Source organism: Actinosynnema sp. NPDC049800, from assembly GCF_040656635.1.
Classification (GTDB): domain Bacteria; phylum Actinomycetota; class Actinomycetes; order Mycobacteriales; family Pseudonocardiaceae; genus Actinosynnema.
Genome location: NZ_JBFAMT010000001.1, coordinates 318012 through 336865 on the forward strand (window position 1 = coordinate 318012; position 18854 = coordinate 336865).

An 18854-nucleotide genomic window follows, 5' to 3' on the forward strand; every position below is an offset into this window, starting at 1 on the left:
ATGTACGGCGTGGAGTCCACCCGTGTGGACCGCTGGCTGTGGGCGGTCCGGCTGACCAAGACCCGATCCGACGCCGCGGCGGCGTGCAAGGGCGGGCACGTGCGCGTGAACGACCGGCCGGCCAAGCCCGCCACGGCGGTGTCACCCGGTGACGAGGTGCGTGCACGAGTGGGTGACACGACCCGGATCGTGGAGGTCGTCCGGGTGATCCAGAAACGCGTCGGCGCGGCCGACGCGGTCGGCTGCTTCATCGACCGGACCCCGCCGCCACCGCCGCCGACGGAAGCGCCCGCGCAGGTCGCCCGTCGTGACCGCGGCGCGGGCCGGCCGACCAAGCGCGAACGCCGGGTCCTGGACAAGTTCCGCACCGGCCAGTGATGAGGCCACGGGTCCGCCACCGGGTGGCGGACCCGTGCGTCGGCCGGATGGCGTTCAGCGGGCCTGGACTGTTCGGGTGAATCAGACGACATCCGTCTAACGGGCTACCCAGTCGAAGCGATCAAGGAAAGGACGGCGTGCTCGCGTGGGGCGGCCCGCACCGCCGCGGTGGGAGGTGCGGTGGACCGGAAGCGGCGGGACGAGCGGAACGCACGGGTGGGGCTGGCGCGGTGGCGGCTGCGGGAGGGCGACTCGGCGGTGATCGCGGGCCGGTTCCCGGAGGCCGCCGACCTGTACGCCGTCGCGGGCTACGAGCTGGCCGGCCTCGACCGCCGCGACCGCGAGGTCGCCGTGCTGCTGGCCCAGGCGCTGGCCGGGCACGGGCGGATGGACGTGGAGCTCGGCAACCCGCGGCGCGCGCTGGAGACGTTGGCCAACGCCCTCGACCTGGTCGAGCAGGCCGAGCCGAACGGCGTGCTGCACGCGAAGGTGCTCGCCTGCCGCGGGTGCGCCCTGCGTGACACGGGAGCGCTGGACGAGGCGGTCACGGCGTTCGCCGGGGCGTTGGCGATCCAGCGGAACGTGGACCGGACCGGCGAGACGGTGGTGTGCACGCTCGCCGAGCTGTCCCACGCGTTCCGGCTCCAGGGCGAGGGGCGTGCCGCCGAGCAGGCCGCCCGGGAAGCCGTCGCGCTGGCCGAGCGGATCGAGCCCGGCGGCCTCGCGGCGGCGGTCGCCCACCACACCCTGCGGCAGGCGTTGGACGACCTCGGGCGGGTGGACGAGGCCGAGGCGCACCTCACCCGCAGCATCGACCTCCTGCTGCGGCACGCGCCCGACGCGTCCGTGACCGCCGACGCCGTCGACCGGTGGTGCGAGGTCGTGCTGGCGCGGGAGGGCCCGCACGACGCGCTGCCCGGCATCGACCGGCACCTCGCCGTGATCGAGCCGCGGGCGACCGGCGCGCCCGTGGTCGGCGTGCTGCGGCTGTGGCGCGGCATCGGCCTGGCCTCGCTCGGTTCCGACGAGGCCGACACCGAGGCGCTGCGCGAGTTCGAGACCGCCGAGCGCGTCCTGTCCGGCCGGCCGGACCAGGCCGAGCGGGCCGCCCGCGCCGAGGCCAAGCGGACGGCCCTGCTGTCGTGGCACCAGCGCCCGGAGTCCGTCGAACGCCCGACGTTCTAGCGCCGCGTGAACCGGCGGTGCTGCGCGGCCACCACCTCCGCCGACGCGGCGACGTCCAGGAACATCAGCGAGTCCACCCGGCAGGTGCACGGGTTCCGCTCGGCGGTGTCCTGCGGGAAGCTGCCGCCCACCTTGATGCCCCTCGGGTCGGTGGCCGACGTGCCGGTGCCGTCGACCTGCCAGGGGTCGCCGGGCACGGTGTAGGAGCCGGGCAACGGGTGTCCGTCGCGGTAGAGCGCCATCCGGCCCGTGGTGAAGTCGAACGTGGCCGCCAGGTGCACCCAGCGGTTCGGCGGCAGCACCTGCTGCCAGTCCGCGTCGGCGGCGTAGGTCTGGGACGCGCCGCCGTCGGTCCGGCGGCCGAGGGCGACCAGCCGGAGCCTGCCGTCGACCTCGAACGCCTCGATCAGCGCGCGGACGGCGTGCCCTTCGGAGTCACCGCTGAGCAGGCCCGCGAGCCCGACCGCGCCGTGACCCGGGCTGGGGTTGGCGCCCGTCTGCTTGAACCAGCCCATGATGGTGATCCCCTCGACACCGTTGAACGCCCGCAACGACTCGGCGCCGTCCTCGTCCCACACGCCCGCTTTCCAGTCGTCGTTCGCGCCGGGTTGCGGTCGCAGCTCCAGGGCGTGGCCACCGCCGGGGAACGCGGCGTCGCGGGTGCGCATCCGATCGCCGCCGTTGACGAGCCGGAACAGGGTCCGCGACCGGCCGAGGTCGATCTCGCGGCCGTCGTCGACGGGGAACGGGTGCTCGAAGTCGTAGTGCGCCACCAGGTTGCGCGCCACGTCGGGCGTGACCTCGGACCTCGGGCCCTCGCGCGTGCCGACGACCCGCCAGATCCGGCCGTCCGCCTTGGCCAGCAGGTACAGCTCGCCGGCGGCGTCCGTGCCGAAGCGCAGGTCGACGCGTCCGTCGCCGACGAGGTCGGCCATCCGCCGCTCGGTGCCGTCGGTGTCGAACACCTTGAGCTCGTGCAGCGGCGCCGGTGGCTCGCCGCGCCTCATCCGCGCCACGTCGGTGGCGAAGACGCGGCCGTCGACCAGGTCGCCGAAGACGTACTTGCCCCGCAGGCCCGGCACGGCGCTGCCCCGGTAGACCTGGCCGCCGGAGATGGCGTGGCCGCTGTCGGTGGTGCACGGCCAGCCGGCGGGCCGGTCGTGGTCGTAGGCGGCCACCGGGTAGGCGTAGCCGTGGCCGGGGTCGTCGGCCGGGAGCGGGTAGACGTGGCACTGGTCCTCGTGGCGGTAGGCGAACGCGCCCTCCCGCCTGCTCCAGCCCAGGTTGTCGCCCGCGCGGACCTCGTACACGGCCTCGATCGAGTGCTGGCCGATGTGCCCGACGTACAGCGCGTGGTCGCCGCCGCGGTCCCACGTGAACCGGTGCGGATCGCGCATGCCGTAGGCGAAGATCTCGCCGAGCGCGCCGGGGCGGCCGACGAACGGGTTGGCGGCCGGGATGCCGTACCGCCCGCCGGGGCCGTTCGTGCCGGCCGGGTCGATGCGCAGGATCTTGCCCGCCGGGTTGCCGAGGTCCTGGGGCACGTCGGAGGTCACGCCGATGCCGCCGTCGCCGACGGCCAGGTACAGCAGGCCGTGGTCGGGGTCGCCGGGGCGGGCGGTGGGGTTGAAGTCGATCTGCTGCACGGCGTGGACGTAGGTGGCGAAGCCGTAGCGGAAGAGCTCGCGGCGCGTGCCGGTGAAGACGTCGGCGGAGGGGTCGGTGGCCGTCCACTCCGACACCACGCTCTGGACGACCGCGTTGGGCTGGTTGGGATAGGTCGGCGTCTCGGTGTCGATCGCGCCCTCGCCCTCGGTGTGGACGGTGTAGAGCTTGCCGTTGCGGGCGAAGTCGGGGTGGAAGGCGACGAACCCGAACCCGCTGCCCATGCCGCGGCCGGAGAAGAAGTTCGGGAAGCGCGCGGCGAAGTCGAGGTAGACGTGCCGGGTGTCGCCGTCGAGCAGGTGCAGCGGCCCGTTGAGGTCGGGCACGTACCGCCGCCCCGACCCGTCCGGCACCTCACCGACGAAGTTGATCCGGTTGTGCCGGTTGAGGCGGGTGTCGGTGGTGGGCGGGGTCGGTGTCGAGGCGGGCAGCCGCGCCACCTCGTCGAGCACGAGCCCGAGCCGCGACCGGATGGGGTCCTGCGGGATCGGGTCGGCTATCGGGTCGTCCGGCGAGCCTCCCGCCGGGACCGCCACGGAGACCACCACGGCCACCGCGAGCACCACAGCCCACCACCTGCTCTTGCCCATCGCTGACCTCCCGACAGGGCCCGGAACTGTCGGATCCCTTGGATAGAATCGAATCCAGGGTTCCCCTGGGCGGCGACCCCTGCGAAGCACTGCGGTTGCCGGGTCAAGGGCGCGACCGTGGCGAAGCGCCGCGGTCGCCCGGCGGAGCCGATCCCGCCGACGGTGACGTGCGACGCGTCGAGCGGCACGAGGGTCGAAGGCGGAGGACGCGAGCCGGTCCTGACAGCAGTCATCGAGCTCGGCCGGCGGCTGCGGAGGAAAGGCTGTCACGTCGGCATTCCTTGGCCTCCTCGCGCCACTCGTGCGGCGCGGCGCCGAACTCCTCGCCCGGACCGCCGAGGCGGAGCTTCGCCTCCGGTTCGCGCGCACGGCGGCTGAACCGACGCGATCGGGTTGGCAGCGGAGGTCGCCGGCGCGCCCACTTCCGCCGCTCGCGCCACGTCCGCCTGCCCGCCGAGGGTGGAAGCGGCGGCCTCGTCCAAGCTGACGAGCGACTTGCTCCGGTCCGGGTCGGAAGCGGACCGGGTCGGCTCGCGGTCGGCGGGAGTGCGGCGGGTGCTCGTGGGGTGGTCGGGGCGGAGCGGGAGGGGGCGTTCACGGCTCGGTCCTCGCGCGGCCGAGGTAGAGGTCGCCCAGGCGGTGGTCGGCCAGCAGGGTGGGGGCGGGGCCCGCGAGGTGGACGCGGCCCAGGTCCAGGACGCAGCCCAGGTCGGCGATCTCCAGCGCACGCCTGGCGTTCTGCTCGACCAGCAGCACGGCCGTGCCCGCGTCACGCATCCGCACGATCTGCTCGAACACGGTCGCGGTGGACTTCGGGTCCAGGCCCATCGACGGCTCGTCCAGCAGCACGACCCGCGGCCGGACCATGAGCGAGCGGGCGAATTCCACCTGCTTCTGCTGACCACCCGACAACGCGCCCGCCAACGCGTCCCACCGCTCGCCGACCACCGGGAACAGCGACCGCACGAAGTCGACCCGCTCGGCCACCACCGCCTTGTCCCGCACGGTGTACGCGCCGAGCACGACGTTCTCCCCCACGGTCATCTCGCGGAACACGCTGTGCCCCTGCACGACGTGCGACAGGCCGTCCGCCAGCAACGACCGCGGCCCGCGCCCGGTGACGTCGCGACCGTCCAGCACGACCCGGCCGGCACGCGGCGCGAGCAGCCCGCTGGCCACCTTCAGCACGGTGGACTTGCCGGCGCCGTTCGGACCGACCAGGCACACCACGGACGCCGGCGGCACGCGCACCGTCAGCCCGCGCAGCACCAGCGCCGCCCGGCCGTAACCGGCCTCGACGTCCACGAGCTCGAGCAGGTCAGCCGCCAAGGTAGGCCGCCAGCACGAGAGGGTCGGCACGCACCACGTCCGGCGGCCCCGAGGCGATCGGCCTGCCCCGGTCGAACACGACCACGTGATCGGACAAGCTCATCACCACGTCCATGTTGTGCTCCACGATCAGGAACGTCCGGCCTTCGCCGTTGAGCGAGCGCACCAGCTCGCCGATCCGCTCGATCAACGCCGGGTTCACGCCGCCGGCGGGCTCGTCCAGCAGGATCGTCTCCGGCTCCGCCATCAGCACCCCCGCCAGCTCCAGCAGCTTCTGCTGCCCGTAGGACAGGTCACGCGCCTCGACGTCGGCCAGGTGCTCGATGCCGACCCGGGTCAACCACCCCATCGCGCGGTCCACATCGGACTTGCGGCGGGCCGGCGCCAGCGCGCGCAGCACGGAGCCGGGCCGCACCGCCGCCAGCAGGTTCTCCACGGCGGTCAGGCGCGGGAAGACCCGGCACAGCTGGAAGCTGCGGCCGATGCCCGCGTGCGCGATCTTGTGCGCGGGCCGTCCGGTGAGGTCGCGGCCGTGGTAGGTCACCGTGCCCGCGTCCGGCCTGACCATCCCGGTGACGCAGTTGAAGAACGTCGTCTTGCCCGAGCCGTTCGGCCCGATCAACGCGTTGACCCGGCCGTGCCGGAACCGCACCGAAGCACCGTCCACCGCCCGCACCCCGCCGTAGGACTTGGTCAGCCCCTCGACGCGCAGCCCCTTCACCGGCGCACCTCCTCGGCCAGCTCCTCCTGCGTGACCTCGCGGATCGACGCCTGCCCCGGCCGCAGCCGCGCCACCAGCCCGCGCAACGCCGGGATGATCCCGTCCGGCAGGAACAGCACCACCACCGCCAGCAGCACGCCCATCGCGACCAGGTGCAGCTGCGTGTCGCCGTACTGCGCCTTGAAGAACTCCGTCGCATAGCCGACGACGACCGCGCCGACCAACGGCCCGAACAGGCTCCGCACGCCGCCGAGCAGGCTCATCAGCACCATGTTCGAGCCGACCAGGATGGAGAACTGGAAGATCGGGTCGAGGAAGCCGAACCACAGCGCGTACAGGCCGCCGCCCAGCGCGGTGAAGAACGCCGACACCACGAACGCCGCCAGCTTGTACCGGACCGTCGGCACGCCGAGCGACCGCGCCTTGTCCTCGTCCTCGCGGATCGCCTTGAGCCCCATGCCGAAGCGCGACCGGTCGACCAGCCACCAGCACAGCAGCATCACCGCGAGCAGCACGGCGTGCAGGTGGAAGAACCGCTGGTGCTGCTCGGGCCGGAGCACCTCCGCGCCGAACGGCCGCGGCACGCGCAGCCCGTCCGAGCCGCCCGTCACCGACTCCCAGCTCTGGAACACCAGCAGCAGGACCAGCACCACCGCGATCGACACGATGACGAACGACGCGCCGCGCACCCTCAGCGCGGCGATGCCGATCGGCACCGCGAGCGCCGCCACGACCACCCCGCCGAGCAGGAAGGCGAGCCACGGGTCCACGTCCGCGCGCAGGACCAGCAGACCGGTGGCGTAACCGCCGAGGCCGGAGTACGCGGCGTGGCCCAGCGAGATGTAGCCGGTGAACCCGCCGACGAAGTTCCACGCCGTGGCGAGCACCGCGTAGCTGATGATCACCACGCCGACCGAGAGCACGAACGGGTCCGACGCCAGGCTCGGGAACGCCACCAGGAACGCCGCGAGCACCACCAGCCCGACGGCCTTCAGCACCACCTCAGAACCGCTGCGCAAGGCGGCCTCCAAAGAACCCCTGAGGGCGCAGGATCAGCGTCACGAACAGGGCGGCGTAGAAGAACGTCTGCGCCCACGTCGTGCCCAGCGGCAGTTGCAGCAGGTTCTGCCCGACGCCCAGCAGCAGCGCCGCGACGGCCGCCCCGCCGACGCTGCCGAGCCCGCCGACCACGATGATCGCCATCAGCGGCCCGATCCAGTGCCAGTGCAGCGACGGGTAGATCGTGGCGTCCAGCGCCAGCGCGGTCCCGCCGACGGCGGCCGTGGCCAGGCCCAGCCCGAAGCCGTACCCGGCCACCCGGTCGGTGTCCACGCCGAGCAGGCGCGCCGCCTCGCGGTGCTGCATCGTGGCCCGCAACGCCTGGCCGAACCGGGTGACCTTGAGCAGCACGTGCAGGCCGGCCAACGTCACCACCGCCAGCCCGAACGCGATCAGCTTCACCACCGCCACGCTCGCGCCGAACAGCTCCAGCCGGGCGCCCGAGTAGGACAGCGGCACCCGCCGGTGCGTGCCGCTGAACACCAGCCCCAGCGCGCCCTCCACCACCAACGCCACCGCGAACGTGAGCAGCACCGACATCATCGTCAGCGTGGCCGGCCGCAGCCGGGCCACCAGCAGCCGCTGCACCGCCACGCCGACCACGAAGAACAACGGCACCGTGGCCACCAGCGACAGCATCGGGTCGAGCCCCGTGCCCACGGTGAACGCCCACGCCAGGTACGCCGCCAGCACCAGGAACGCGGAGTGCGCGATCATCACCACGCGCATCACGCCGAAGTAGAGCGTCAGGCCGGCGGCCAGCAGGGCGTAGAGCCCGCCCATCAGCACGCCGAGCACGAGGCTCTGGAAGACGAGGGACACCCGGCCTCACCACGCGGGCTTCGGGTAGACCAGCTCGGCTTCCCGGGCCTCGGCGGGCAGCACGATGCGGATCTCGCCGTCCACGTACTGCTGGATCAGGTGCGCGCCCTGGGGCCGACCGGCCGAGTCCCACCGCAGCGGACCGACGACGGTGCGCACCTCGTTGCCGTGCAGCCAGTCGATCATCTTGCGCTGGCACGACTCGGACGGGTCGGCGCAGCCGGCGGCCGTGACGGCGGCGGCGACGACCTGGCCGGTGGTCCAGGCGTTGGCCTCGTCCTCGGTGGGCGCGGCGCCGTGCTCGCGGGTGTAGAAGTCCACGAACTCCTTGTTGGACGGGTAGTCCGCCTCGGGCGTGTAGCCGGTCGGCGAGAGGATGCCCTCGGTCTGCGCGCCGATCGCTCTCGGGAACTCGGGGTTGGTGGGCGCGGTGGAGAACGCGGCCAGCTTCGGCTGGTAGTCCAGCTGCCGCAGGGCGACGATCAGGTTCACCGCGTCCTGGTACTGCGTGCCGCCGACCACGACGTCCGCGCGCGAGTCGGCGATCTTGGCCGCGATCGAGCCGAAGTCGGTGGTGTTGGGCGGGTACACCTCGTCCACCACGGTCCGGATGCCCGCCGCGGCGAGCTTCTCCTTCAGCCCGTTGGCCGTGCCCTGGGCGAACGGGTCGTCCATCGCCGCGTACGCCGCCGTCCTCGGCCGGGTGGCCTCGGGCATCGCGATGATCGCCTCGGCCAGGTGGTCGTAGTGGTCCTGCGCGACGGCGGGCGCGGCGTAGAACAGGTTGTCGAAGCCCTGCTCGAAGACCTCGCGCGCGGCGCCGGCCGGTTCGACGAACAGGAAGCCGTAGTCGCGGGCCACCTGCGCGGCCGGGATGACCAGGCGGGTGGAGAACGGGCCGAAGACGAGGTCGACGCCGTCGGAGTTGATCAGCTTCTCGTAGTCGGCGGCCACGCGGTCGGCGTTGGACTGGTCGTCCAGGACGATCAGCTCGACCTGGCGGCCGAGGAGCCCGCCGTTGGCGTTGACGTGCTCGGCCCACGCCTCGTAGCCGCGCTGCACGCCCTTGCCCGGCTCGGAGAAGTCGCCGGTGAGCGGCAAGGAGACGCCGACGCGGATCGGACCCTGGGCGCCCGCTCCGCCCTCGGCCGGTCGGCCGCCGAAGCACCCGGAGACCAGCAGCGCCACGGCCGCGCCGAGGGCGGCGATCCGGAGCCCGTGAGCGATGTCCATCGTCCACCCGTCGTCGAGGGATGAGGTAAGCGCTTTCCGAGCATAGGAAGGCCGCAGTGATGTGACAAGGACCCGAAATAATTCCACGCGACCCATAATCGTTCCGCATTGTCGAACCGCACTTCCCCCAGTTCCACGTGAGTGACCCTCATGATGTGTCCGAATGTCGTAATACTTCCGGACCACCAATCGAAACGTGCCCACAAAGGCAGCGGGGACATACGCCGTTACCCACTGTCACCGCTTTTGCCCATCGCGCACCGCGATCCGCGCCTGGCCCGGATCCGCGATTTCCGCAGCCTCGGGGCCGTTCATGGTCAAGGTTGTGACCAGGAGTGATGCAACGGTAACACTGTCTCGATCACCGGCCGTGGCGATCGGGACCCATGCCTCACACGCGCATTTCACACGACCGCCGACACGCAGCGGCGGAAGCCCGAAGCGACCTGGTACAACGGTATTGCCGACCCACTCCACCGAGTGTGTGATGGGCGCGAAATCGTGGCAGGCCGCACAACGCACCGGGAATCCGTGCTGCCGGAAAAACCGGCGAAATACAAACATGGGGGAACACCAGTGAGCTTCGCCGCCCGGACGACCAGCTACTTCACCACCCCGCAGCACGAGCGGCTGCGCGCCGAGGTGCGCGCGTTCGCCGAGGCGGAGGTCGCGCCGGCGGTGGCCGGCATGGAGGAGTCCAGAGCCGTCCACGTCGAGTTGTCCCGGCTGATCGCGCGGCAGGGCTGGCTCGGCGTCACCGTCGAACCGAGGTACGGCGGCATGGGTCTGGGCCACCTGGCCAAGACCATCATCATCGAGGAGCTCTCCCGCGTCAGCGGCGCGATGGGCGCCATGGTGCAGGCGTCGCAGCTGGGCGTCGCGAAGATCGTGCACTTCGGCGACGAGGAGCAGAAGCGGCACTGGCTGCCGCGGGTGAGCGACGGCCGGTGCCTGCCGACCATCGCGGTGACCGAGCCGGAGGCGGGCGGGCACGTGCTCGGCATGGCCGCCACCGCCGAGCGCGTGGGCGACGAGTACGTCCTCAACGGGCGCAAGGTGTTCGTCGGCAACAGCCACGTCGGCGACCTGCACGGCGTGGTGGTCCGCACCGGGCCCGGCTCGCGCGGCCTGTCCGCGTTCCTGGTGGAGGCGACCGCGCCGGGCTTCTCGCTGGCGCCGCACCAGCCCGCCCTCGGCCTGCACGGCTTCAGCTTCGGCGAGCTGGTCTTCGACGACTGCCGCGTGCCGGCGGGGAACCTGCTGGGCGCCGAGGGTGACGGCCTCGCCGTGGCCTACTCCTCCAGCGTCCTGTACGGGCGGCCCAACCTGACCGCCGTGTCGCTCGGCATCCACCGCGCGATCGTGGAGCAGACGGTCGAGTTCGCGAGCAGCCACCGGCGCTACGGCGAGCCGCTGTCCGAGCTGCCCACCGTGAAGCAGAAGCTGGGCCAGATGCAGTCCCAGCTGATGACCGCGCGGCTGGCCGCGTACTACGCCGCGCACCTGCTCGACCAGGGCGTCCCGTGCGACGCGGACCTGATCAGCGCCAAGCTGCTCAACGTCGAGTCCTCTTTGGACTCCGCGCGCACGGCGATGGAGGTGCACGCGGCGTACGGGCTCGACCCCGGCCGCACCGTCGAACGCCTGCTGCGCGACGCCAACCACATCTACTCCCCCGCCGGCACGTCGGACATCCAGCGACTGCGGCTGGCCGAGGTGGCCCTGGGCACCTACCGGGACCAGTGGTCCGCCCGGCTGTCCGACAAGCTGCGCGCGAGCAGCGCGGGGCTGGAGCGGATGACCCTCGTGGCGGGCGAGCAGGCGTTCCTCCCGATCGGGCAACCCGCGGTCGCGACGTCGCACTAGTGCCGGGGTCGCACTGGCGCCGGGCTCCTCCGGGACGTTCCGCCCGTCCCGGAGGAGTCCGGCACTAGCGCGGCTCGCCCAGCTTCACGGCCACCACGCCGCCGAGGATCAGCGCGCCGCCGGCCAGCTGGACCGGGCCCGGCGCCTCGCCGAGCAGCAGCCACGCGAAGAGCAACGCCATCACGACCTCGGTCAACGCCACGAACGACGCCAGCCGGGAGCCGAGCCGCCTGGTCGCGGCGATGCCGGCGACGTACGCGAGGGCCGCCGTCATCACGCCGAGCGCGAGCACCGGCAGCCACCACGCCACGGTGAACCCGTCGAACGCGACCGGCGCGACCGACACCGCGAACGGCACGACCCCGACCGCGCCCGCCAGCAGCAGCACCACACCGCCCAGCAGCAACCCGCCCGCGGCCAGCACGGTCCCGGGCAGCCCTTCCGCGTCACGCGCGTTGAGCACGAAGTACACCGCCGCGCCCACCATCGCGGCCAACGCCCACAGCACGCCGACGACGCTGACGTGCGCGCCGGACACGACGTCGAGCACCAGCAACAGCCCGAGCAGGCCAAGCACGCCGCCGAGCACCGTCAGCCGGGTCGGCCGCTGACCGTGCCGCAGCCACAACCAGCCGACCACGGCCACCGGCGCGGTGTACTCGACCAGCAGCGCGACACCGACCTCCATGTGCGCGACGGCGTTGAAGAACGCCAGTTGGCAGCCCGCCACCGCGACCAACCCGTACGCCGTGATCAACGGGGCGATGCGCCGCAGCAGGCGCCACCGGCCGCGCAGCTGCACGACCGCGATCGGCGCGAGCACCGCCGCGGCCAGCAGGACGCGCACCGCGACCGCGGCGGCGGAGGACCAGCCCGCGTCCATCAACCCGCGCGCCAGCGGCCCGGACAACCCGAAGGACGACGCGGACAGCAGCGCGAACCCCAACCCGGCCCGCAGGCCGCCCACCTGCACGTCATGTGTCATCGTCGCCATGACCCATGACGCTATGGACCTCGGGAGTAATCTGTCAACATGCTTTTCACCCATGACACGACCGCGTCGCTCGTCGCCGCGGTCGCCTTGGTGAACTCGGCCGAGGAGCCGGACACGATGACCGACCAGGCGCAGCTGGACGCGTTCTTCGCCGAGCACGGCTACACCGGCTCGCGCGCGCACGACGCGGCGGAACTGGAGGCGGTGAGAGCGCTGCGCGGCTCGTTGCAGCGACTCCTGACCAGCGACCGCGACACCGCCGCCGGGATCGTGAACGACATCCTGGCCACGCACCGGGCCGTGCCGCGGCTCGTGCGGCACGACGGTTTCGACTACCACCTGCACGCCACCGACCCCGCGACGCCGCTGGCCGACCGGATCGCCGTCGAGACGGCCATGGCGATGGTCGACGTGATCCGCGCCGACGAGCTGAGCCGCCTCTCCGTCTGCGCGGACGAGACGTGCGGCGGGCTCGTGCTCGACCTGTCGCGCAACCGCTCGCGCCGCTATTGCAGCACGACGTGCGGGAACCGGATCGCCGTCGCGGCTTATCGCGCCCGCCGGAACTGAGACCTTTTCGCACTTCGACCTCGAAGGAGAGCACTAGGCGAATCCAGTGAGCCACATCACTCGATTGGCGGCCTCACCACCGGACTGATAATGATTACCATTCCCTCAGTCCCGGTCCGACGCCCCCTTCGGAGGAGCACGCGTGGCGCACTTGTTGATGATCGAGAGCTGGGTCGGCGCGATGAGTTCGTTGCTGCCACGGGCGATCCACGAGTCCGGCCACCGGTTCACCTTCCTCACCCGCGACCTCCAGCACTACCTGCGCGCCGCGCCCGCGCACCCGCACCCGTTGCTGGCGGCGGACAACGTGCTCACCGCCGAGACCAACGACGTGCCGTCGCTGCTGTCCTATGTGGAGCGACTGCACGGGGTGCTGGCGTTCGACGGCGTGATCTCCTCCTGCGACTACTACCTCTCCACCGTCGCCACCGTGGCCGCGCACCTCGGCCTGCCCGGCGCGGACCCGAAGGCCGTGGAACGCGCCTACCGCAAGGACCTCACCCGGGCGACCACCTCCGCGGCGGGCGTGCCCGGTCCCCGGTTCGCGCTGACGCGGGACTGGCCCGCGACCGCGAAGGCCGCCGCCGAGCTGGGCTACCCGCTGGTGGTCAAGCCGGTCGACCTGTGCGCGGGGATGCACGTGCGCGAGGTGGGCGACGAGACCGCGCTCCGCGAGGCGTACCTGGCGCTGGAAGCGTTCCCGGTCAACGCGCGGGGTCAGGAGCGGGTGCCGACCGTGCTGCTGGAGGAGTTGCTGGTCGGCCCCGAGGTGAGCGTGGAGACGGTGACCGCGGCCGGCACGACCTACGTGATCGGGGTGACCGACAAGAGCCTAGCCGGGCGGCCGTGGTTCGTGGAGAGCGGCCACATGTTCCCGGCCGCGCTGAGCGAGGTCGACCGGGACGCCGCCGTGGACACCGCCGTGAGCGCGATCGACGCGCTGGGCCTGGACCACGCGGTCGCGCACACCGAGGTCAAGCTGACCGCCGACGGCCCCCGGCTGATCGAGGTCAACCCGCGCCCGGCCGGCAACCGGATCACGGAGCTGGTGCGCCGCGTGACCGGGGTCGACCTGCCGTCGGTGTTCGCCGAACTCGCCGTCGGCCGCCAGCCCGACCTGCGGGCCCGGGAGACCGGCGTGCGCAGCGCGGCCGTCTCGTTCCTGCTGCCGCCGCGGGCGGGCGTGGTGGCGGGGATCGACGGTGCGGAGGCCCTGGCCGCGAACCCGGAGGTGGTCGACTGGGCCGCGAAGCCCGCCGGCCACCGCGCCGGCGAGCCGACCAGCAACAACAGCTACCTGGGGCACGTCATGGTCACCTCCCCCGACACCGACGCCCGGGCTCGCGCCGAACGCGTCGTCGGCACGCTGGACGTCCGCTACGCGGAGGACATCGCGTGACCGGGCAGGCAGACCGAGTCCCCGGCCGCCGCCACACGACCGGACACCGGGCAGCCGCGCGAGCAGGCCGGGTCACCAGCAGTCCCGACCTCCGACACCCCGCCGGACACCGCGCAACCGCCCGACCCGACCGGACGCCGGGAGGAGTGGCGTGACGGCGCAGGCAGACCGGCGTCCCCTGTCAGGCGTCACCGAACTGGTCGCGCTGGCGCGAGCGGGCGCGGTGGGGCCCGACCCGGCCGACTGCCGGGTCAGCGTCGCGTTCACCACGAGGCAGGGCGCGCGGCACGTGTCGCGTGGCCAGGTGTACCGCAACACCGTGGTCAGCGTCCGGGTCGGTGACGCGGTCGGCTCGTGCGCGGTCGAGCCCGAGGGCGCGGACGACGCCGCGGTGACGGACTGCGTCGGCGAGACCGTCGCCGACCTGCTCGCCCACCCCGACACCGCGATCCGCACGGCGGTGCTGGACGCGTACCTCATGCACGCGCACCCGCACCACCTCTCCGCCGCGCGGCACGTCGTGATCGGCGCCGGCGACTCGCTCACCAAGTCCATGGCCCGCGCCTCGGCGGTGGTCGACCTGCTGGACGCCGCGCCGGGACAACGCGTGCTGGTCGTCGGCGTGGTGAACTCGCTGCTGCACCACCTGCGCGCCCGCGGCGTCGAGTACGTGCCGTGCGACCTCAAAGGCGGTCGCACCGAGTGGGACGAGCCGATCGTGACCGACGCGCTCGCCGCCGTCGCCGACTGCGACCTGGTGCTGGCCTCCGGCATGACGGTCGGCAACGGCAGCTTCGAACCGCTGCTGCGCGCGACCGCCGCCACCGACCGGCCGCTGGTGGTGTTCGCCCAGACGGCGAGCGCGATCGTGCCGTGGTTCCTCGGCTCGGGCGTCACGGCGGTGTCGGCGGAGCCGTTCCCGTTCTTCTGGCTGCACGGCGGCCCGACCACGGTGCACCACTACACCGCCCCGGGACGGGCCCGGTGACCGTGCGACGCAACCCCCACCTGTTCGACCTGCTCGGCAACACCCCGGTCGCCCGCATCGACACGCCGCTGCCCCACCGGCACGGCGGGTTCTGGGCGAAGCTGGAGTGCCTGAGCGCGGGCGGGATGAAGGCCCGGTCGGCGGTCGCGATGCTGTTAGCCGCACGGGAGCGCGGCGAGCTGCGCCCCGGCGCGGTGGTCGTGGAGTCGACCAGCGGCACGCTCGGCCTCGGGTTGGTGTTCGCCGGCCAGGCGCTGGGCCACCCGGTCGTGCTGGTGGTCGACCACGAGCTGGAGCCGTCGATGCGCGCCCTGCTGCGCGCGCACGGCGCGCGGCTGGAGGTCGTGGACCGGCCGCACCCCACCGGCGGCTGGCAGCAGGCCAGGCTGGACCGGCTGCACGCCGTGCTGCGCGGGCTGCCCGGCGCGTACTGGCCCGACCAGTACAACAACCCCGACAACCCCGCCGGGTACGCGGGCCTGGCGCGGGAGCTCGCGGCCCAGCTCGACCACGCGGACGTGCTGGTGTGCAGCGTCGGCACGGGCGGGCACAGCGCCGGCGTCGTCACGGCCCTGCGCCGGCACTGGCCGGACGTGCGGCTGATCGGCGTGGACACGGTCGGCTCGACCATCTTCGGCCAACCCGCCCGGCAACGGGTCATGCGCGGGCTCGGCAGCAGCATCCACCCCCGCAACGTCGCCTACGAGGAGTTCGACGAGGTGCACTGGCTCGGTCCGGTCGAGGTGGTCGACGCGTGCCGCCGACTGGCGCGGGACTGCTTCGTCACCGGCGGCTGGAGCACGGGCGCGGTCGCCCTGGTGTCGGCGTGGGTGGCGCGCGTCGAGCCGGGCGCGACCGTGGCGACGATCTTCCCGGACGGCCCGCACCGCTACCTCGGCACCATCTTCGACGACGACTTCTGCCGGTCGCGGGGCCTGCTGGGCACGCCGGAGGACCGGCCGGTCGAGATCGCGGACACCGCCGAGGTCGAGGTCACGAGCTGGGCCCGGTGCCGGTCGGTCTACGCGCCCAAGGCCGTCGGGGTGCCGGCGTGAAGCTCGACTGGACGGTCTACGGGCTGGAGCTGCGGTCGCCGTTGCGCATCTCGCGGTCGGTGATGGCGCGTCGTGACGCCGTGCGCGTGGTCGTCGAGTGGGACGGGGTCCGCGGCCACGGAGAGGTCGTCACCAGCCAGTACTACGGGCTGGACGTGGAGCGGATCACCGGTCTGCTGCGCGCCTTGGCGCCGGTGGTCGACTCGTGCGCCGACCCCGACGAGCTGCGTGGGCGCTTGCCCGAGCTGCCGCCGGGCGTGCTCGCCGCCGTGGACGCCGCGCTGTGGGACCTGACGGCGTTGCGCGCCGGGGTGCCGGTGCACGCCTCGGTCGGCGTTCCACAGTGGACGGACGTGCCGACGGCCCGCACGATCGGCATCGTCGCGCCGGACGACGCCGCCGCCGAAGCCGCCGCGCTGGCCGCGCGGGGGTTCACCGTGCTGAAGGTCAAGGTCGGCTCGGCGGACGACGTCGCCAGGGTCTCGGCCGTCCGGTCCGCCGCGCCCGAGGTCCGCCTCATCCTCGACCCGAACGGCGGCTGGACGGCCGAGGAGACCGTGCGGGTGGTCGACCAGCTCACCGGTGTCGACGCGGTGGAGCAGCCGCTCGCGCCCGGCCGGTGGGACGAGCTGGCGTGGCTGCGCGAGCGGTGCGCGGTGCCGTTGATCGCGGACGAGGACGCCGCCACCGTCGCCGACGTGCGGGCGCTGACGGGTCTGGTCGACGGGGTGAACGTCAAGCTGGCCAAGTGCGGCGGGATCACCGCGGCCCGGGAGGTCGTCGACGTCGCGCGCGGGTGCGGCCTGGACGTGATGCTCGGCTGCCTGGTCGCCAGCTCGCTGGGCATCGCGCCCGCCGTGCACCTGACCGGCTACGCGCGGTGGGTCGACCTGGACGGCCACCTGCTGCTGGCCGACGACCCGTGGACCGGCATCGGCGGCGAGGACGGCACCCTGCGCCTGGCGGGCGTGCCCGGTCTCGGCGTGGCGCCCGCCACCACCGCATCGGGCGGGGTCGTGCGCCGATGAGGCGGTTCCCGCTGTCCGTGCGCCTGCTGCTGGTCAACCAGTTCGGCGTGAACACCGGCTTCTACCTGCTGATCCCCTACCTCGCCACGCACCTCGGCGACCTCGGCCTGTCGGTCGCGGCCATCGGCGCCGTGCTCGGCGTGCGGACGTTGAGCCAGCAGGGGCTGTTCCTGTTCGGCGGCTCGGCGGCCGACCGGCTCGGGCCCCGCCGGGTCATCATCGCGGGCTGCGCGGTCCGGGCCGTCGGGTTCGGGCTGTTCGCGGCGGGCGAGTCGGTGGCGGTGCTGCTGGCCGCCTCCGTCCTCAGCGGACTGGCCGGCGCGTTGTTCAACCCGGCCGTGCGCGCGTACATCGCCGACGAGTCGTCCGACCGGGCGGGCGCGTTCGCCCTGTTCAACGTCTACGGGCAGGCGGGCGCGCTGACCGGGCCGCTGCTGGGCGGCCTGCTGATGCTGTGGGACTTCCGCGTCGCGGCACTGGTGGCGGCCGGGATCTTCGCCGCGCTGACGGTCGCGCAGGCCGTCGTGCTGCCCGACCGGCCGGCGGCACCGCACCGGGGCACGGTGCTCGACGACTGGCGCGAGTGCCTGTCGGACCGGCGGTTCCTGGCGTTCACCGGCGCGCTCACCGGCATGTTCGTGCTGCAGAACCAGCTGTACCTGGTGCTGCCGCTGGAGGCGCGGCGGCTGTCCGGCTCGTCGTTCGCCGTCGCGGCGCTGTTCCTGGTGTCCACCCTGGCCACGCTGCTGTTCCAGGTGCGCATCACGCGTGCGCTGGACCGGCTCGCGCGCGGTCGGGCCATCGCGCTCGGGCTCGCCGTGATGGGGCTGGGTTTCGTCGCCACGGCGGTGAGCCACGTCGGCCCGCTCGGCGGCATCACGCCCGTGCTGGTCGCCGCGCTGCTGCTGTCGGTGGGCGTGATGATCGCGCACCCGTTCGTCTACGAGCTGATCCCCGCGTTCGGCCGCACCGGTCTGGCCGGCACGTACTTCGGCGTGTTCTACCTGGTCTCCGGCCTGGCCGCGGCCCTGGGCAACGCGGCGATCGGCTGGGTGTTCGGCCGGTCGGCCCCGGTGGCGTCGCTGCTCTGCGTCGGCGTCGGGCTCGGGTGCGCGGCGGCCGTGGCCTGGCTGCACCGCCGTGGCGCGCTCACCGTGAAACGAGAGGTGGCCCGATGAGCGAGAACCTGCTGACCGACAACCCCGGCCTCTACGAACGGCAGTTCCCCGATCCGGACCACGTCGCCGCCCGCTTCGCGCACGACGTGGTGACCAGGTTCGGCGGGGGGCGCACCCTGCTGGACGTCGGCTGCGGCACCGGCCGCGACGCGGGCTACCTGGCCGGGCTCGGCTACGAGGTGGTCGGGCTGGACAGCTCCGAGCGCATGGTCCAGCACGCCCGCGCGCACCACCCGGCGGTCGGGTTCGTGCTCGGCGACATGCGGTCGTTCGCGCTCGGCCGGCGCTTCGACGTGATCACGTGCCTGGACAGCGCGCTGCTGTACTGCCACACGAACGCCGACCTGGACGAGTTCCTGCGCCGCTGCCGCGACCACCTCGAACCGGGCGGCCTGCTGGTGGCGGAGATGCGCAACGGCGCGTTCTTCCTGGGCAACACCGAACTGCTCGACGGCGTCCGCACCCGCACGGTCGTCTGGGAAGGCGTCTCCTACACCTCCCACACGAGGCTCTGGATCGACCACGCCGCCCAGCTGCTGCGCCGCCGCCGCGAGTGGTGGTGGCCCGGCGCGCAGCCGCTCGTGCAGCGCTCGGCGTGGCGGCTGCTGTTCCCGCAGGAGCTGCGGCACTTCCTCGACCACGCCGGTTTCGACGTGCTCGCCCTGTTCGACGCGCCGGGGCCGCGCACCGAGCCACCGTGGGCGCCCGACGAACCGGGGACGGCCGACGTCGAGTTGAGCGAAGCCCTGTCCGGAGACCGCCTGCACCTCGTCGCGCGCCTGCGCCACTGAAAG

The 18854-nt window shown here is 73.1% G+C and carries 17 protein-coding genes; 10 read left to right on the top strand and 7 right to left on the bottom strand.

What is annotated here, in order from left to right; translation table 11 throughout:
• The first annotated feature begins 9 nt into the window (after positions 1 to 9).
• Complete coding sequence (locus tag AB0I91_RS01485) at positions 10 to 378, top strand: RNA-binding S4 domain-containing protein (protein WP_499611823.1); 369 nt, start codon at positions 10 to 12, stop codon at positions 376 to 378.
• A gap of 180 nt (positions 379 to 558) precedes the next feature.
• Positions 559 to 1563, top strand: a complete 1005-nt coding sequence (locus tag AB0I91_RS01490; RefSeq protein WP_499611820.1) for a hypothetical protein — start codon at positions 559 to 561, stop codon at positions 1561 to 1563.
• On the opposite strand, the gene AB0I91_RS01495 is transcribed toward AB0I91_RS01490, so the two are convergent.
• From AB0I91_RS01495 to AB0I91_RS01520, 6 genes are all read right to left on the bottom strand, one after another.
• A complete protein-coding gene (locus AB0I91_RS01495; RefSeq protein ID WP_499634628.1) occupies positions 1560 to 3818 on the bottom strand; it encodes a PQQ-dependent sugar dehydrogenase in 2259 nt (752 codons plus the stop codon). The genes AB0I91_RS01490 and AB0I91_RS01495 overlap by 4 nt on opposite strands.
• 594 nt (positions 3819 to 4412) lie before the next feature.
• Positions 4413 to 5147 (bottom strand): ABC transporter ATP-binding protein, encoded by a 735-nt coding sequence (locus tag AB0I91_RS01500; protein ID WP_498772141.1) that lies wholly within the window; start codon positions 5145 to 5147, stop codon positions 4413 to 4415.
• A complete protein-coding gene (locus AB0I91_RS01505) occupies positions 5137 to 5868 on the bottom strand; it encodes an ABC transporter ATP-binding protein (RefSeq protein ID WP_499611813.1) in 732 nt (243 codons plus the stop codon). The genes AB0I91_RS01500 and AB0I91_RS01505 overlap by 11 nt, the downstream gene beginning before the upstream one ends.
• The gene (locus AB0I91_RS01510) at positions 5865 to 6887 is read right to left on the bottom strand and encodes a branched-chain amino acid ABC transporter permease (protein ID WP_498772137.1); all 1023 of its coding nucleotides are present in this window, start codon (positions 6885 to 6887) and stop codon (positions 5865 to 5867) included. Before AB0I91_RS01510 ends, AB0I91_RS01505 begins: the two co-directional genes overlap by 4 nt.
• Positions 6871 to 7749 carry a branched-chain amino acid ABC transporter permease gene (locus AB0I91_RS01515; RefSeq protein ID WP_498772136.1) on the bottom strand — a complete coding sequence of 293 codons (879 nt, stop codon included), beginning with the start codon at positions 7747 to 7749 and terminating at the stop codon, positions 6871 to 6873. Before AB0I91_RS01515 ends, AB0I91_RS01510 begins: the two co-directional genes overlap by 17 nt.
• Before the next feature lie 6 nt (positions 7750 to 7755).
• Complete coding sequence (locus AB0I91_RS01520) at positions 7756 to 8982, bottom strand: amino acid ABC transporter substrate-binding protein (protein ID WP_499634631.1); 1227 nt, start codon at positions 8980 to 8982, stop codon at positions 7756 to 7758.
• A gap of 576 nt (positions 8983 to 9558) precedes the next feature.
• On the opposite strand from AB0I91_RS01520, the gene AB0I91_RS01525 reads away from it, so the two are divergent.
• Positions 9559 to 10848, top strand: a complete 1290-nt coding sequence (locus AB0I91_RS01525) for an acyl-CoA dehydrogenase family protein (protein ID WP_499634634.1) — start codon at positions 9559 to 9561, stop codon at positions 10846 to 10848.
• A 64-nt stretch (positions 10849 to 10912) separates the two neighbouring features.
• Here the strand turns inward: AB0I91_RS01525 and AB0I91_RS01530 are convergent, their stop codons facing one another.
• On the bottom strand, positions 10913 to 11842 hold the full coding sequence (locus tag AB0I91_RS01530; protein WP_499634636.1) for an EamA family transporter: 930 nt from the start codon (positions 11840 to 11842) through the stop codon (positions 10913 to 10915).
• Between the two features lie 39 nt (positions 11843 to 11881).
• Here AB0I91_RS01530 and AB0I91_RS01535 point away from each other — a divergent pair, with 39 nt between their 5' ends.
• From AB0I91_RS01535 to AB0I91_RS01565, 7 genes are all read left to right on the top strand, one after another.
• Positions 11882 to 12412 carry a CGNR zinc finger domain-containing protein gene (locus AB0I91_RS01535; RefSeq protein WP_499634639.1) on the top strand — a complete coding sequence of 177 codons (531 nt, stop codon included), beginning with the start codon at positions 11882 to 11884 and terminating at the stop codon, positions 12410 to 12412.
• Between the two features lie 142 nt (positions 12413 to 12554).
• Positions 12555 to 13811 (top strand): ATP-grasp domain-containing protein, encoded by a 1257-nt coding sequence (locus AB0I91_RS01540; protein ID WP_498772126.1) that lies wholly within the window; start codon positions 12555 to 12557, stop codon positions 13809 to 13811.
• 151 nt (positions 13812 to 13962) lie between these two features.
• The gene (locus AB0I91_RS01545; protein ID WP_498772124.1) at positions 13963 to 14799 is read left to right on the top strand and encodes a Rossmann-like domain-containing protein; all 837 of its coding nucleotides are present in this window, start codon (positions 13963 to 13965) and stop codon (positions 14797 to 14799) included.
• Positions 14796 to 15854, top strand: coding sequence for a PLP-dependent cysteine synthase family protein (locus tag AB0I91_RS01550; protein WP_499634642.1), 1059 nt, complete (start codon positions 14796 to 14798; stop codon positions 15852 to 15854). The genes AB0I91_RS01545 and AB0I91_RS01550 overlap by 4 nt, the downstream gene beginning before the upstream one ends.
• Positions 15851 to 16882, top strand: a complete 1032-nt coding sequence (locus AB0I91_RS01555) for a dipeptide epimerase (protein WP_499634645.1) — start codon at positions 15851 to 15853, stop codon at positions 16880 to 16882. The genes AB0I91_RS01550 and AB0I91_RS01555 overlap by 4 nt, the downstream gene beginning before the upstream one ends.
• A complete protein-coding gene (locus tag AB0I91_RS01560; RefSeq protein ID WP_499634647.1) occupies positions 16879 to 18060 on the top strand; it encodes an MFS transporter in 1182 nt (393 codons plus the stop codon). Before AB0I91_RS01555 ends, AB0I91_RS01560 begins: the two co-directional genes overlap by 4 nt.
• Positions 18057 to 18851, top strand: a complete 795-nt coding sequence (locus tag AB0I91_RS01565; RefSeq protein ID WP_499634650.1) for a class I SAM-dependent methyltransferase — start codon at positions 18057 to 18059, stop codon at positions 18849 to 18851. The genes AB0I91_RS01560 and AB0I91_RS01565 overlap by 4 nt, the downstream gene beginning before the upstream one ends.
• The last annotated feature ends 3 nt before the right edge of the window (positions 18852 to 18854 follow it).

Excerpts from the sequence above, each read along its gene's own strand:
- AB0I91_RS01535 (WP_499634639.1), top strand. The coding sequence starts at position 11,882 with ATGCTTTTCACCCATGACACGACCGCGTCGCTCGTCGCCGCGGTCGCC.
- AB0I91_RS01560 (WP_499634647.1), top strand. The coding sequence starts at position 16,879 with ATGAGGCGGTTCCCGCTGTCCGTGCGCCTGCTGCTGGTCAACCAGTTC.
- AB0I91_RS01495 (WP_499634628.1), bottom strand. The coding sequence starts at position 3,818 with ATGGGCAAGAGCAGGTGGTGGGCTGTGGTGCTCGCGGTGGCCGTGGTG.
- AB0I91_RS01565 (WP_499634650.1), top strand. The coding sequence starts at position 18,057 with ATGAGCGAGAACCTGCTGACCGACAACCCCGGCCTCTACGAACGGCAG.
- AB0I91_RS01530 (WP_499634636.1), bottom strand. The coding sequence starts at position 11,842 with ATGGCGACGATGACACATGACGTGCAGGTGGGCGGCCTGCGGGCCGGG.
- AB0I91_RS01520 (WP_499634631.1), bottom strand. The coding sequence starts at position 8,982 with ATGGACATCGCTCACGGGCTCCGGATCGCCGCCCTCGGCGCGGCCGTG.